9 protein-coding genes are annotated in these 15,585 nt (G+C 35.0%); 2 read left to right on the top strand and 7 right to left on the bottom strand.

Annotation, left to right across the window (positions count from 1 at the left end; translation table 11 throughout):
- Positions 1–25: 25 nt before the first annotated feature.
- Entirely contained in the window at positions 26–3,895 is a 3,870-nt protein-coding gene (locus tag DNK84_RS06605) for a protein kinase domain-containing protein (protein ID WP_119343760.1), read from the bottom strand.
- A gap of 265 nt (positions 3,896–4,160) precedes the next feature.
- Here DNK84_RS06605 and DNK84_RS06600 point away from each other — a divergent pair, with 265 nt between their 5' ends.
- The gene (locus DNK84_RS06600; protein ID WP_119343759.1) at positions 4,161–5,975 is read left to right on the top strand and encodes a hypothetical protein; all 1,815 of its coding nucleotides are present in this window, start codon (positions 4,161–4,163) and stop codon (positions 5,973–5,975) included.
- A gap of 38 nt (positions 5,976–6,013) precedes the next feature.
- Here DNK84_RS06600 and DNK84_RS06595 read toward each other — a convergent pair whose 3' ends face one another.
- The 4 genes from DNK84_RS06595 to DNK84_RS06580 form a co-directional block, all read right to left on the bottom strand.
- On the bottom strand, positions 6,014–11,095 hold the full coding sequence (locus DNK84_RS06595) for an RHS repeat domain-containing protein (RefSeq protein ID WP_162902277.1): 5,082 nt from the start codon (positions 11,093–11,095) through the stop codon (positions 6,014–6,016).
- Between the two features lie 66 nt (positions 11,096–11,161).
- Complete coding sequence (locus DNK84_RS06590; protein WP_162902276.1) at positions 11,162–11,719, bottom strand: hypothetical protein; 558 nt, start codon at positions 11,717–11,719, stop codon at positions 11,162–11,164.
- Positions 11,720–12,042: 323 nt separating this feature from the next.
- Entirely contained in the window at positions 12,043–12,348 is a 306-nt protein-coding gene (locus tag DNK84_RS06585) for a hypothetical protein (RefSeq protein WP_119343756.1), read from the bottom strand.
- Positions 12,345–12,950, bottom strand: coding sequence for a rhomboid family intramembrane serine protease (locus tag DNK84_RS06580; RefSeq protein ID WP_119343755.1), 606 nt, complete (start codon positions 12,948–12,950; stop codon positions 12,345–12,347). The genes DNK84_RS06585 and DNK84_RS06580 overlap by 4 nt, the downstream gene beginning before the upstream one ends.
- Before the next feature lie 404 nt (positions 12,951–13,354).
- Here DNK84_RS06580 and DNK84_RS06575 point away from each other — a divergent pair, with 404 nt between their 5' ends.
- Positions 13,355–14,029, top strand: a complete 675-nt coding sequence (locus DNK84_RS06575) for an HAD-IB family phosphatase (protein WP_119343754.1) — start codon at positions 13,355–13,357, stop codon at positions 14,027–14,029.
- Here DNK84_RS06575 and DNK84_RS06570 read toward each other — a convergent pair.
- Positions 13,983–15,005, bottom strand: a complete 1,023-nt coding sequence (locus DNK84_RS06570; RefSeq protein ID WP_119343753.1) for a DUF475 domain-containing protein — start codon at positions 15,003–15,005, stop codon at positions 13,983–13,985. The genes DNK84_RS06575 and DNK84_RS06570 overlap by 47 nt on opposite strands.
- 2 nt (positions 15,006–15,007) lie before the next feature.
- Positions 15,008–15,580, bottom strand: coding sequence for a UbiX family flavin prenyltransferase (locus tag DNK84_RS06565; protein ID WP_119343752.1), 573 nt, complete (start codon positions 15,578–15,580; stop codon positions 15,008–15,010).
- Positions 15,581–15,585: the final 5 nt, after the last annotated feature.

Below are 15,585 nucleotides of genomic sequence, written 5' to 3'. Positions count from 1 at the left end.
GATTAATTCAACGGTAAAGAACTATTTACCCACAAATTCCGAATGCGCCCTTATTTTTCTGTATTTGTAATGGTTCTTGTGGTTTTTGGATCTTTGCATGGCTGCTGAGATTATCTTCAGGCTGTTCTATGCTATCGGTTGATTCTTGAACTTCTTTAGGGTCAATTATTGGTTTTGTTTTTGCTTCAAAACTCGTAGTTTCAGATCTCTCATCTACTATAGCAGAAGAAACAGCTGGCTTTTTGATGCGCTCATAGCTTGTTTGTTCAAGCGTTGTTTGAACAGGATTGATAGCTGGTTTTTCTACTGGAGGGTATTCCTGAGCTTCAGTGTGCGCTTGACGATTTTGCTGGTACACTTTATCCAAATCTTGTTCAATCAAATCACTAATCTCCAAAGTATAATGCCTATCCTTGCCAGCTATTGATACCTCCAGGTCTTGGTGCGTTTGATCTTTCCCGAGAAGGTTTGCCAAATTCACCTCCTGATCAATAAACTTAACATTAATATTTAAAAATTCCGCTAATAACATTATCTCATAAGCACTATAGTCGTTTCTCGTAGATGGACTTAAGAAGCTTGAACCATATCCATCATGAACAGCTATTTCGCTAAATAAGCTTATGACACCGGAGCTAGTTTTGCTCTCTTCCATCGCATAAAGCGAAACGGCAACTAAAGCGCTATTTAATGGACTTTCTGGAAGAAGGCTTTTATTTCCATCTATACTTGCTTGTCGTAAAATATCTTTAAGCGATTTTTGCCCATGTTTAATTTCACTAATATATTGCTCAACTTGTCCTTTTTGGCCTTGTAAGATATTTCGTAGCTCTAGGTATTTCTCATCCGTTGAATTGCTTAATCCTTCACATGCCTGTAATAACTTGTCTAAGCCCTCACCGTTGTTGTCATAGTTAACAACATGAGCAAAAAACCCAGCTAATAACGCACGTATACCACAGGTGCCGTCACCTCTTGTTAGTAATCTTTGCTGATAGAGAGGATCGCCACTGGTATCCAATAGCAATCCATTTTTTGCTCTTATGCTGCCGCTCAGAGCATTACAGTGCTGATTAAGTGCATCATCGCCTTCATCCTTCTGCAATGCAGCTATCAAACCATTTATGTTTTCAAGTTCTTTATGCTTAGAATCAAGAAAAATCCTCAGCTGCCCTTGCTTTTCATTTGCCTCCAAAGTGCTGAACAGAGACATATCATCTTCAGTAAACAGCTGAAAATTTTCCTTATCAGCCTCTGTGAAACCTTGTTGGGGTATATTATGTTGTGTTAAAAAATCGTCTAAAGTCATATTTTCCTCTCTTCTTATTTGATTTTGCTTATCTTGTTGCACTGAAATACTAGCCTGGCTAACGCTCGCACCATCGCTAAGTTTTTGATGATTTTCAATAGGTTGTGTCACTAACTTCGGCGTTGGGGGGGAATTTGGCATTGCATTGTTATGCAAGAGTGAATGATAAAATATAATTTCACCTTTACTCAGCGAGTTAATGGTCGCTATACGTTCTTCATCTTGTCCCCGGTTCCCACCATTTTTTTCCACTTCCATTAATTTTTTTGCATCAAATAATTGTTGATTAAAACTATCGCTCGAAGAAGCATCAATATGGATACCTGGTAGTAAAATTTCTTCGTCTGTTATTATATGTGTCCTTAGCTGCTCTTGTGCCAGTGTTAAGCTAACATGACAGCCTTCCTGCCCGGCTTTATGAGACAATGCCTGCATTAAGTTATCTGGGACTTGTCGAAGGCGTTCCTCCGTTTCCTGGCTAGCAAAAATAGCATCGTTATAAACATAGACATTTTTGAAAGCTTGATTTTCTATAGCATTTAATACTATTGTATGCTCCATATCATCACAGAAAACAACATTTTGGCAATTACCTAAGCAATTTTTAATACCTTGTTCTCTTTCACCTAGTGTTTGCAGATAATTAAAGCCTTTTTGATTAACCTCATATTTTCCAAAAAACCTAGGCTCCGCTATAATCACAGTTGTATCTTTATCATTAGCCTGCTGAAGCAACTCGTGGTAATAGTTCTCCGCATCACCTTTGTTCATCGTATTTAAGCAACCAATCAAAACCACAAGCTTTTTATCGGCTTGTGGGACTTGTGCCATATCTATACCTTCACCTGTATTCATCAATTGGGCAGCATTGGCTTTTTGCTGTAAAGCTTCTATTAGTTCGTGGCTATCCCCACTACTTCTAACTTTGTCTATAGTGTCTTTTAGTTGATACTTACCGTATGCAGTTAAGCTTTCCCAAGTTTTAAGTAAACTCGCCTTTTTGATTTGATCCATATCACTAGATTGTATGATGAAGGCTACTTCTTTGTTTATTTCTAATATTAAGCTGTTGAAATCTTTGTAGAAGGTGCTGTAAATTTCCTTTCGTTTTCCCTCATTGTCAGAGGCTGCATTATATGCTCTATTGATTTTGAACTGTAACTTAAAATTACCACAAATGCGCTCACCTATTTCTGTTAATTGATTTGTTTGGTTATCATAGACTTCAACACCCATTTGGCAAGCATACTTTAATGCTTGAGCCAGAGCTGGAAGCAACTGTAGGTTTTTTTGGGTAACTGCACTATTAATAGCCTGTTGTAATTCTCTATTATCTTGAAGATAAGCACCATACTCTTCTAAGCTACCTTGTCTGACATTATAGAGTTTAACATTTGATTTACTGACACCAACAAGTGCATATAGCAACTCTTGGTTAAGCTTACCGTTTTGAGCAATATGATTAATAGCCATTTGCAATTGGTAGCTGTTTTTTAATGTTTTGTACAGTTCGCGATCAACAACTCCTATCTGATAGATATTGATTAGCGCTTGCTGCAAATGGGGTTTACTCAATAATTCTTGGTATTCTTGTTGCTCGTTTGCAAAATCTAGTTTATGTAAAATAAAGGCCGAGAATAATAAATTCATACTAAAATTCTGAGATAAATAACCTGAAGAAGTATTTAAAAGATCATACAAATGTTGAGGTAGCTCATCTTTTTTATAAATCCCGGGATAACCACTTAAATCACAGTACTGAAGTTGATAGTTTGAAATATCAAGGGCATTACCTAAGTCTGGCATGAACAACACTCTACAAAGCGCAAAATGATCTGCAGATTCTCTCGTTGGCACATCAACTGCTTGATGATTACCCTGCATAACCGATAGTAGACCAGCATGCATATAATGAGGCGTCCCACCAACCCCTTGTGGATATCCATCATCTAGCAAAGTAGAAAGGCCAAAATCAATCAAAGTTACTTTTGAAAGATCTTTGCTCACCATTATATTCTCCGGTTTTATATCCATGTGAGCTAACTTTTGGCTATAACGAACATCAGCTTTTCCCTGGTGTAGTTTGTATAATGCATCAATAGCAAGCAAGGATAAATCCGCTTTCTGCGCTTTAGTAAGTGTGTTGTTATGTATAACTGATGCTAGGTTCTGTTTACCAAGATAAGTCATTGGTATATATTCATACCCAAACTTCATATGATCTACCTTTTCTCCTGCCAAGCCCAGGTTTTGCAGAGCAGCAATCTCATTAGTTGCTGCTAATAATGACAAATTATTCACTTTAAGTGCTACCTTAGTTCCGTCTTTCATTTCACATAGCTTCACTTTACCAAAACCACCTTGTCCTAATTTGGCATATTGCTCATTCTGCTTCATATCTGGTAACGCAAGCATTCCATTATGAGTCTTTAAAAAGGAATGCGTGAACTTATAGTTAGAACCATCATTCAATTTATAATATAACCCCTTTTTTAGATGTGCTCCTGTAGGGTATTGGGCGCAAAGTTCAGCTGCTTTTTCAAATTCTTCAGTTCTTTTTTCTGGTGAATCCCAATGTAATTTCATTCTTCCAAATCTCTAAAAATTTATTTTGAAAATAGAGTACCAGTTTTTTTATTGGGATTTAATGTGATCAGAAAAACTAAGACATTATGTCTAAAGCTTAGCTACAAAGCAAGCCTGGACAAACTGTCTTTAAAATATAGGCTGCATGTTAAAACAAAATTAAATTTGGTAAAGTGGATCAAAACATCATCAACTTATATGACGAAATGGAAATATTTAAAATTGACTATAAAAGTAAAATAATTTATGAATTAAGAGAAGTAAAATGAGACATCCAATAAAGATTTTTAAAACCACTGCAGAATCAATTGAGCGATCACTTAAAAACCTAACTGATAAAGGAAAAGCACATCGCTTCAATATATTACTGGATCATGATAAGTTATTGACAGCGCTAATATATAGCGACAAAACCGATTTGTTGAATGAGCTATTTATGACGTGTAATCAAGATAAATTATATGATGCTATGCGCCGTAATAAAAACTTATTGAATAGTGTAATCAAAAATAATAAACTGCCATGCCTGATAAACAATATTTCTATAGAAACCTTGGGTAAAATAGCCCGGCTTCCTGTTGCTAAATTTTCTTCTTTACAATCTTATCTAGAAAAAGAGCAAACTACTGCAGAATCAATTGAGCGATTATTTACAAACCTAACTGGTCACGAAAAAGCAAATCGTTTCAATAGATTACTGGATGATGATGCGTTATTGGAAACGTTATTAATACATAGCAATAAAATAGACTTGCTGAATGAACTATTTATGACGTGTAATCAAGATAAATTATATAATGCTATGCGCCGTAATAAAAACTTATTGAGGAGTTTAATAAGAAATAATAAATTGCTATGTCTGGTAAACAATATTTCTATAGAAACCTTGGGTAAAATCGCCCAGCTTCCTGTTGCTAACTATTCTCTTTTACAATTTTGTCTAGAAAAAGGGCAAATTAATATGTTTGAAATGATTGCAAATAATTTGCTAAAAAATAGTCAGACTGACTTTTTATACTCACCTAATCCAAAAGGTTATTCGTTATTGCAGTATATGGCAGAAAAGCCTGAGCATTCAACGCTTTTGATGAAGCTTATGTATGCTTTACCTGATAATGCCTATAATAATTTATTCACAACGACATTTAGCAATGGGAACACATTATTACATGATCTAGCTGCTTTTAACCCGGAAATTATCACACCATTATTAGAAAGAATAAACAAAAAACATACCACTTTAATTACAAAAACAAATTCAAATAAAAAAAATGTTATTGACATACTAAAGGACAAGGGAGACCTAAAATTAATTAATCAACTATTAAACAGATTCACTCAGGATAATAAGATGTTTGTTGATATAATAACAAAAAAAGGAAATGATTCTTTGATAAATAATTTTTTTTATGATGAATTAAATAGTTTAAAATTATCACTAAGCTATCGATCAGAATTTGGGTTTCCACTACGTATGAATAATTCTAAGAAAAAATTACAAAAAATTCGGTCAGACGTAGAACATAAAACTAGTCGATACAGCACTAAAATAATAGAAAAGTCATTTTTTCCTTCTCAAATTAGCACTCTAAAAAATAATGAAGCAATTATTAAGGAGTGGTTAAAAAGACTCATTATTGAAGCTATAGATATAGCGCTTGAAAACCGTAAAAATAGACATAACAGGCTTGATATGAAGTCAAAAGCTTTATTACTTCTCAAACAACAGACACAAGCATTACCAAACAATACTTTAATCACTGAAATACAAAAAAAAGCTCTCCAGGTAGAGCGAATTCTCAGTCATCATACCAGCCGTTTTCGATTTAGAAAGCTTAGTTATCAACAAGCTCTAAAAGATAATTTTAAATTAAGCAAATATAATGAGACTTCTATGCCAAAAAGTTATATTCACACAAAAGAACACATCGATAGGATCAGAGAGTTATTATTTTTAAAAAACCCAGAACAAAACTTAAAAAACTCCTCGGCACCACCACTAATATATACATACAAACAGTTTGTAAAAACATATAAAGCAGATCTAAAGTGCATTAGCGAGTCGAGCCCATCCACCTAACTGTATAAAGTGCTGTAGATATTTTTATAAATACATGTCTACATGACAGAAAAAGGAATACCGAGTTGAAAAAGCTCTTCCATTGCGAGTAATTTACCTTGATCAGTGACAGGTGAGTCTTTTTTTACAAGAAGAGGAACATCAAACTGCAGCGCGCTGAGACTTCCGCCTAAGACTGTATTATAGGCCAGATTGCTGATACTATTTACATTAAAATTTAGGCTGCCTTCCAGTATAGATGTGCGTGTAAACTCCATCACCATCCCATTTAATGCCATATAGCCAGCGCCTTTGGCCATTTGAGATACTTTTGCTTTACCTGTTAACTGTTTTTCCCAATGATTATTGTCACTTTTAACATATTTTGCATAGAATTTCCCACCCCAGCTTCCAGATATAGTTCCAGAGTGAGCACCGCTAATGATTTCATGCATTAAATTATACCCTGTTTTATCACTTTCAAGAATGGGAATAGCAATACCTTGTATTGTATCATCAACAGAAGAGAACAGTATAGATAGGCTGCCTTTATGAATTAAACTTAAGTTGTGAAAAAATAATGATATGTTTGAAAGCAATAATGAAGAAATACCACGCCAGGTTTGATATCTTTGATCACTAACAATTAAAGCAGCGTCGGTTGCAGCAGTCATACCTGCAAAAACTAAAGCGCTTTTTTGCGCGTTGGTAAGCCCTTGTATAGCGGGCCTGATAGAGGATTTAATCGCTTTTTCGGCAGATTTAGCAATGGCTTCAAAAACATTTTCGCCAAGAGAGGAGATGATGGCACCAATCGCAAAACCATCCGAGATATAAGATAGCGCACGAGATACCTGTTGATCTTTGGTTAAAATACTTGCCATGCCTGCAGATACTGACAGTGCTGTAAATACAGTAGCAACGATAGCACATGTTGCTGTGACAGCTAAATTGCCTGTTGGGTCTACCTTCATAACTGGGTTGCCATCAGCAAAACCATATTTGTTCCAGGTTGGATAGCTGTCTTTTGTAATAAATCGTTTTAGCGTTGGGTTGTAAAAACGATGTTGCATATATACAAGCCCTGTGCCTTGTGCTTGATATGCAAAGTTATAGCCTGTATCGGTTAGAGTACCTTTGCTTTCGCCATAGGCAGAAAAGTTCTGTGTTGACTTAATTTCAATATCATTATCTTTTTTTGTAAAAAGAATTTTATTATTTTTACCATCAGAAAGATAATAGTCCCAATTCATTAGATTGCTGTTTGTTACGCTGTTCATCACCGCACGATAAATTTTGTCAGTATCTAGTAAATAACTTTTTTCTTGATTATTACTTTTTGTGCTGAGTATTTGCATTTCATCATAATAAATGTCATAAGATGGACTTGCCTGGTGCGTTGTAGATGCGAGTAGGCCATCAGGCGTGTAACGATAGTTAAACACGCCATTTTGGTTGCTCAGTGATATAAGTTGATTAAAATCATTATATTGATAGTATGTGCCTTGCCCATCACTTAGTAAGTTGCCACTTTGATCATAAGTAAGGTTATATTTTTGTTCGTTTTTTGTATAACTAAGTAATTGGTCGTCATTGTTATATACATAGACTATTTTGTCATGATTATTTTGTTCTTCAATAATATTGTCATTGACGTCGTATTTATAGCTTTTATTAGTGATTAATTGTCCTTCAATAGAAGTCGTGGTTTCTTTTGTTAAGCGCTTAAAGTCATCATATTCATAGGTTGTATGGTAGTTAATATCTGCATTCTTGGTGTTGATATCAGAGCTGCTTGTAATACCTGTTAATAAGCCATTTGCAGAAAAAATTTTCTTAATCGAAAGTATATTTCTATTTTTCTGATCTTTTCGTATAAGACCAATAACTTGATTAAAAGGATCAATTTGGTAGCTTTCTTGATAAACGTTGCCGATCTTTTTGCCAATGATAACACCCAATTGTTTATTTTGGTCTGGGTGCTCTTTTGTGCTGTACTGGTATTTGATTACTTGATCTTTTAGCTGTGCACGCACCAATTTTTCTTTTTGAAATGTGTAATATGTGCTATTGCCATACACATCGGTTATTGATGTTCTTTGTCCATATTGATTATAGGTTTTTTGTAGCATACGCCCATTGGGATAGATAACCTGGGTAAGTTGCCCATTAACTGTGTATGTAAATGTAAGCTTTTGCCCATCCAAGTTTGCTAAGATTAATTTTCCATCTTGGTCATATGTATTTTCATAGATATGTTGTTGTTTTTTTTGTAAAATGGAGCATATTAAATTACCATTATCGTCGTAAAATAATTGTATTTTTGTACCATCATCATGCTGAACGTTAGATAGTTTACCTACTTGGTTATAACGATACATTACATGATAGCCTTTTGCGTCGGTGACTTGTACTAAATTGGCATCCGCATCATAAGTGTATATGCTGCTTTTTCGCTGTGTGGTTTTTCTATCTACTGTCTGTATTTTCTTTTGAAAAACAACGTTGTTGTTTAGATCATAGTAGGTCTCTACTGTTTTTTTATCTTGCACGTTCGGGGCGAATGTGACTGCAATAACTTTGTTATCAGGGTTATACATATAATTTGTTTGGCTGAGTTTTTTGCTTGATTGTTTGAGATGTTTTGCTGTTGTTAAGGTTAGTACATTACCTAAACCATCATAAACTTTATGATAAGCTAATTGATAATCAAGCTTTTGAGGGTTATGGCTGTTGGGATAAAAAACCTTTGCAATTTCCTTACCATCAGCATCAGTAAAAGATTGGCTGGCTTTAATGCCATTAACCATGACGGTTTGGCTTAATGTAGCAAAGTCATATAAGATTTCTCCTTGATTGCCATCATGGTCAAGTGACTGAATCGGCATGCCTAAGCTATTATAGTTAAAGGTTAATTTGTTGCCGAATTTATCAATTTTTTCATCAATTAAACCAAGCTGGTTATAGTGTTGTCCACTTTGAAAAACCAGTTTTTCGTTATTTTCTGGATCAGTGTTTTGGTATTTTGCAGTGATGCGTGCCAAAGCATCATAATTAATCTTAACTTTAGCGCCCATTGGTGTCGTTTTAATCACAGCATTTTCGCCATGGCTTTGATAAAGACGGTAATACGTTTTATATGAAACATGGTTTGGTAGCGTTATTTTTATAAGCTGCCCTGTTAAGTTATATTGGTAAGTACGCGCCACCTTGCCTGCAACGATTTTTTTTAAAACAAGACCTGTCATGCTATCAATAATTAATGATGATTTCTTACCAGTTGCTGTCGTTGTTTCAATAACTTTTAATTTTTTGGAGGGGTTATAATAATAAGCTTTATACTGTGTAGTTGAGTGAATGCCAAAGAACGATTTATTTTTAATCCATTTTAGGCTTTGCTGAATAACTTGACCTTGTTCGTTATAACGGAATTGATAAGCTTTCCATGGTTTGTCATTTTCATAGTAAATGGTGGTTGTTAATATTAGCTTTTTATCACTATCTAGTGTATTTTGATTTGTTGTAATGCTGTAGCTACTTTTACGTGGGTCCCAGCTAAAGGTTTTGGTCATTGTATTAAGGTTAAATGTGTTGTCATAAAAGGCTTTCTTTTTTAGCACAATACGCAAACTTTTGTTAACCGGGTTATAAATTGCGTGTTTGTATGAAGTGGTATTGCCACACTCATCATACTTAAATTGGTCCTGAGCAATTTTTATATAGCAATGTTTGTCAAGACTGTAAGCATAACGTGTGACTGTAGTTGGTCCATTATCATACGTTGATTGATGTTTATTATTAGGGGAGCTTGAGTATTGATAGGTGGTTTTTAGCATAGGTTGAGTTGTTGTTTCCGGTAAATAGTTATCAACTTCTATAGGCCTTCCAGCATAATTATACAAAATGCGTGATTTTTGGCCTTTGCCATGCTTTTGGTCTTTATAGATAATAACATCATAAATAAAAGCCTTATTTTTGCTTTCATATAAGCTGTCTTTATCGTTGGTCATTGAGTATAAAGGGTAACCTGTATAAAAACGTCCACTGTCTCTGCCATAAAAGTAAGTGCTGCTATGCGCAATCTTGCGGCTTATTTCATCGTAAACGGTATACTGGCTTACGGCATAAACCTTTTTTGCTGTAGATGTAAATGATGCTGGCAGTTGTGTATATTGCAGGTATGTTATCTTACCGCTTGGATAACGAATATTTCGAATAAGGCCATGTTGTGTATCTGCACCGTAATCAATAAACGTACTGTAACCCATTTCATCTTGATATGCTCGAACACCATTTTGATCAAAGAAAATAGACTGGATATGACTTTGCTCTAAACTGTCTGTATAGTGAATATTGATTTTTCCGGGTGAGTAGGTGAAGTGAAAAATTTGGCCCAAACTGTCAGTAATACTTCTTATATTATTATTAAGAATATTTTGATGAGTAGATGTGTAGTCATAAAAAATACTGTTATGAAAGCGGTCAGACTTGCATATGAGTTTACCATAATGGTCAAAGTACTCAGTTTCACCATTTGGCATACGTAGTTTATAGGCGTATGTCTTAATTGATTTTAATGGTGTTATCAGTATTTTTTCAGGGAAGATGCGTTCAAACTTTATTCCTTTATTATTTACATACTTTAAACCAGAGTGGTAAGCATTTGTATTAACCCAGTTGGTATCGATAAGGTATGATTTTCCATTCAAAATTAATGAGTTATTCGTGATATAATCGATATTAAATTTCCATTTGTCTGGCAACCCTAAAATTCCATAGCTATTGACATCAAAATAAATATTTAAATTAATAGGGTGGTTGCTTGCGGTGTTTTCTAATAATTTAATTAAAAAGTTGAAGTTGCCAGAGGCTGGGTCAACGCTTTCTTGTGTTACTGTTGATAGTCGGTTGTTGATTTGGCTAAATGGCATTTGCTGTGTGTTATCTATTGGTATGTTAAGTGACAATTGACTGGTTGGGTAACTATCCAATGATGACGCTTTTAATTGGTTGATTATCTTCACTTTCTTTTCAGTACGACTACCTAGGTATTGTGCAAAGGCTAAATTATGTGTTGCCGTTAAAAAAATCAAAAAGTAAACAAGCCCCTTTTTGCTAATATATTGCAGGAAATTTAACATTTTTGTCCCCATGATGATTTTATAATTCTGATATCCTGTTTTGATAATGAATAGTGTAAATACAAGTTAAGTATTGCGGTAGCGAGACAAATCAAATATCAAATATGCGTTTCCACACCCTTTCCATTCGGTTGTTGTTTTAAAAGAACGGCCTTGAAAAGGCGAGATAAAAAAGCTGTTGGTTTGATTCAGAATAGTTGCTTGGTTAGAAGAAAAAATACTTCTATAGGACATGTCAAGTCGCATACTATCTTGTGTGTGGCTCTCATTTTCATCTAAAACATAATCAACAAAAGAGTCATCTGTTGCACAAAAATCGCCACCAGAGCTGCTGCTTTTTGTTTCGATATAATATTTTTCCTTTGCACAGTAAAGTCCTGCTGGTGCATATTCAGGAAGCATTATATGATAAATAACATCTTTATAAGTTAATTTTTTTTCACTACCATTATCAGGCGGGTACATACACCACTTATTCATCGCTCTCATTTGATAATGTAATGGCTTTGAGTTTGGGATGTTATCTTTATATACACAAAAGCCTAAATTTGTTCCAGCCCCAGCAAAGGCTTGCACAATATAAAAACAGAATAAAATGAAAAGGCAAAAATACTTTTTCAACATAACAATAGCTCCTTTATTTATTTCACTTAACAATAAGGCGGCAAATAGCATCTCGCCTTATTAATAAGCAACCAGTGTAGATAGTTTTTATTAAGCTAGTCAATAAAAATGATAATCATTATTGAAAGTTATGCCTGTTTTAAAACGATGGGGCATTATAAGGCATTGGGTAAGGGCTTATATTATAGGGCGAATAATATAAATGGGAATTAAAATAATAATGAAATAAGCAATAAATGCCGCGGTGCAGCAAAGCTCACGTGTAATATACAAACATTATAGTATGTATAAGATAATGTTTTATAATAAGGTTTCTAACCAGTTCAAAAAGGCCTAGGTGTAGGGGTTATGCTATTGTCATAACTGTTTTCTGGATCTTTTTTCATTGCTTTTGAGGCTTCAAAAGCAATTTCTGGTGGCCAGTGTTGTGCTCCAAGGTTTGGTGCGCTATGGTTATGCATAACAGTTTCACACATTGCCTTGAAATCAAGAAAGTATTGTGGATTTGACGCATCTTTAATAAAGTCCAGGAAGGCTTTATTTTCTTTTTCATTTAGTTTTTCATTACTTTTTAATTTATCTAATAGCTTAGAAAACTGCTGTCGTTTAGATATGGATAAATTACTCATAAATAGATTCTCCGAAACGTTTCATTAATTATTTTTAGTAAAGTTGGATAAAAAAAACTGGTGCAAATACCACTAGCAAAGCCAAAAATGTGTCCCTCCCATGAGACTTTTTTCTCCCCTGGAAATAGGCTATAAAACAGTTGACCAAGTTGAATCATGCAAATTACAGCCATTACAATAGATAATAGGGATTGATAAAAATAAGCGTTAAACAATAAACAACCCCAGTAACCCATTATAAGGCTAGAAGCGCCTATGTGAATAGCTTTACGACCAAATAACCATGTTAATATACCGCTTAATAGGGTGATGCTTAGCGAGCAAATAAGATAGTAAGGTAAACCATAGGTACACATAAGTAAACTCAAGGCAATAAAGAAAAATGAGTTTGAAAATAAGTGAGTGTAATCAGCATGAAGCACTGGTGATAATAGAATACCACGTAGACCAACCAGGTTTCTAGGCACAATACCAAAATTATTAAGCTTATAAAAACACAGTTGGTTAATAACTTGTATACACCACATAATTCCAGCAATTGAAAGCACAAAAGGAGCATAATGATGTAGTGAGTCAAGAATATATTGGGTCGTGGTGTTCATATGTTTTTTTACTTTTATTTATTTACTTGGTTATTCTATGTGAATTTTGTCCTTTGGCTATAGTTTGATGACTTTATAGACACAACGTCTTTATTATTTTTGTCACGCATGTCATTTTCAAATGACACTAGTCGTTCATGAAGGTGATATATTCATCGTAAATCATTTTGCGATGTTCAGTGTTGAAGAAGTTTTCAATCGTTTTAAGCGATTGGACTGCAGGTAATAGCAGGGATTATTAGCAAAATCATATCGCTCAAAAATGCAAGAAGTTCGATGACAGAAATACTGTAAAATGGTTTGTGATGAGTATATATAATAGTCTATACGCACAAACAATACGTGCGTTTTCCAGCCAATCATGCTAGTGTATTTTTACGTTGAAAAGATGAGTTTCTCAATAAATGCATTACGGTCACATTATTTTTGATTTTGATTCAACCTTGATTCAATTTGAATCTTTGGAGATGATTTTAGCCAAAGCGCTTGAAGCGTATCCTGATAAAATAAAAAAGATTGCGGATTTAACAACCAAGGGTATGAATGGGCAAATGCCGTTTAAAGAAGCGTTATATAAGCGTCTTGAAATAGCAAAACCAACAAAAAAAGCGATAAATGCTTTTATCAATCAATACTGCCCAGGTGCTTTAACTTTGGGAATGAAAGGTCTTATCCAGAGACTTCATCAGCAAGGGGGTATGGTACATGTGATAAGTGGTGGTTTTAAAGAGGTCATATTACCTTTTACCCGTTATCTAAACATTCCTGATGAGAATGTCCATGCGCTTGTGCTTTTATGGGATGATAATTGCAAGCTTGTTGGAGTTGATGAGACAAATGGTTTTGCTGACTCAAAAGTTAAAGGCATGGAAAAACTAGGTGGTCAACTTCAAGGTAGAAGTGTTATTGTTGGTGATGGTATGACTGATTATCAATTATATCATAAGCGATTGGTAGGCGATTTTGTTGCTTATGCTGAGCATGTGAAACGTGATGAGGTTATCGCATTAGCACCACATGTCGCATCATCTGTTACTGATTTATACCGTCTTTTTGATTTGCCCGTATTGAATGAATAAAAGCGATAATAATGAGCCCAATACCAACGGTGCCGGTTAACCACTCAGGAACATGGATAAATATCTTAATAAACATCACAATGGCTAAAAAGCCAATGGCATAGTGGGCGCCATGTTCAAGATAGCGAAATTTTGCCAGGGTTTTGTGTTTAACAAAAAAAATGGTTAAAGAGCGTACATACATGGCACCAATCCCAAGGCCAATCATGATGATGAAAATATTGGTCGAGATCGCAAATGCACCGATAACACCATCAAAACTAAATGAAGCATCTAAGACTTCCAGGTATAAAAACCCCATTAATCCATTTTGCATGACTTTGCCTGTCATGTTGCTGCTAAAGGCATAGTTTAAAATGCCTAGTGCTTCATGAATCATTAATCCCATTAAAAACGCTAAAGCTAACGTACCACCTTGGTTAGTTGTTGCATTTTCAATAACAATATAACCAATCACCAAAGCAATAATAATATAACCACCTGGATAACCACGTAAAAGTGAGACGAATCGATTTTCCTCCAACCAGCTGATCCAGTGACGCTCATGGATTTCTGCAACGAAAAATTTCAAAAAGACCATGATTAAAAATCCGCCACCAAAAGCGCAGATTGTCGGAAACCCAAGCTCAAGGGCGTGCTGATAGGCTTTAGGGTCATTGATTGCTAAATGAAAAACACCCGAAAAAGATAAGCTTGTTGTCATACTGACAAGTAAGATAGGAAAGATGAGTCGCATACCAAAAACGGCGATGGGCAGGCCAATCCAGATAAATAGCTTTTGCCATTTCTTAGGCATTTTTTCCAAAACTTTGGCATTGACAACGGCATTATCAAAGCTTAGAGAGATTTCTAAAAGTGCAAGGATTAAGACCAGATAAAGTGCATATGCTTTATGTGTTGGTTCAAGTAATACTGCTGCGATAATACCAACTAGTGTAACCGCGAAAGCACTATAAAAATATTTGATTTTCTGCATGGTTATTCTTTTCCTGTCCATTGTTTTTGTTCAGAAAGTTGAAGCCCAAAGACATCAAGTGTGCGATAAACAAAATCATCGATAATATCTGACAAACTTTGTGGTCGATGATAAAAGGCAGGAGTTGGCGGCATAATGATCGCACCGGCTAAGGTGGCTTTTTTCATATTTTCAATGTGGATAAGGTTCAGTGGTGTTTCACGAACACATAAAATAAGTTTACGTCTTTCTTTTAAGACAACATCGGCAGCACGTGTAATAAGGCTTTCACCGATGCCATTGGCGATCTCAGCAAGTATTTTCACCGATGATGGAATAATTATCATGCCATCAGTTGGATAAGAGCCACTGGCAATAGGCGCGCTGATATCGGCGTTACTGTAACATGTACTTGCTAATGCCTTTATTTCTTGTGAGCTGTATTGTGTCTCATAGGCACGAGTTAACTCGCCAGGCTTTGAAACAATAAGATGTGTTTCAATATTTTGCGCCTTTAGCACCTTTAGCATGCGCACGGCATATTCAATACCTGTAGCACCTGAGATCCCAATAATAATGCGATTGTGTTTTAACATTGACC

This window comes from Facilibium subflavum (assembly GCF_003574485.1).
Taxonomy (GTDB): Bacteria; Pseudomonadota; Gammaproteobacteria; order Francisellales; family Francisellaceae; genus Facilibium; species Facilibium subflavum.
Note: the sequence above shows the minus strand (reverse complement) of the source record. Positions and strands in the feature narration are given on the sequence as shown.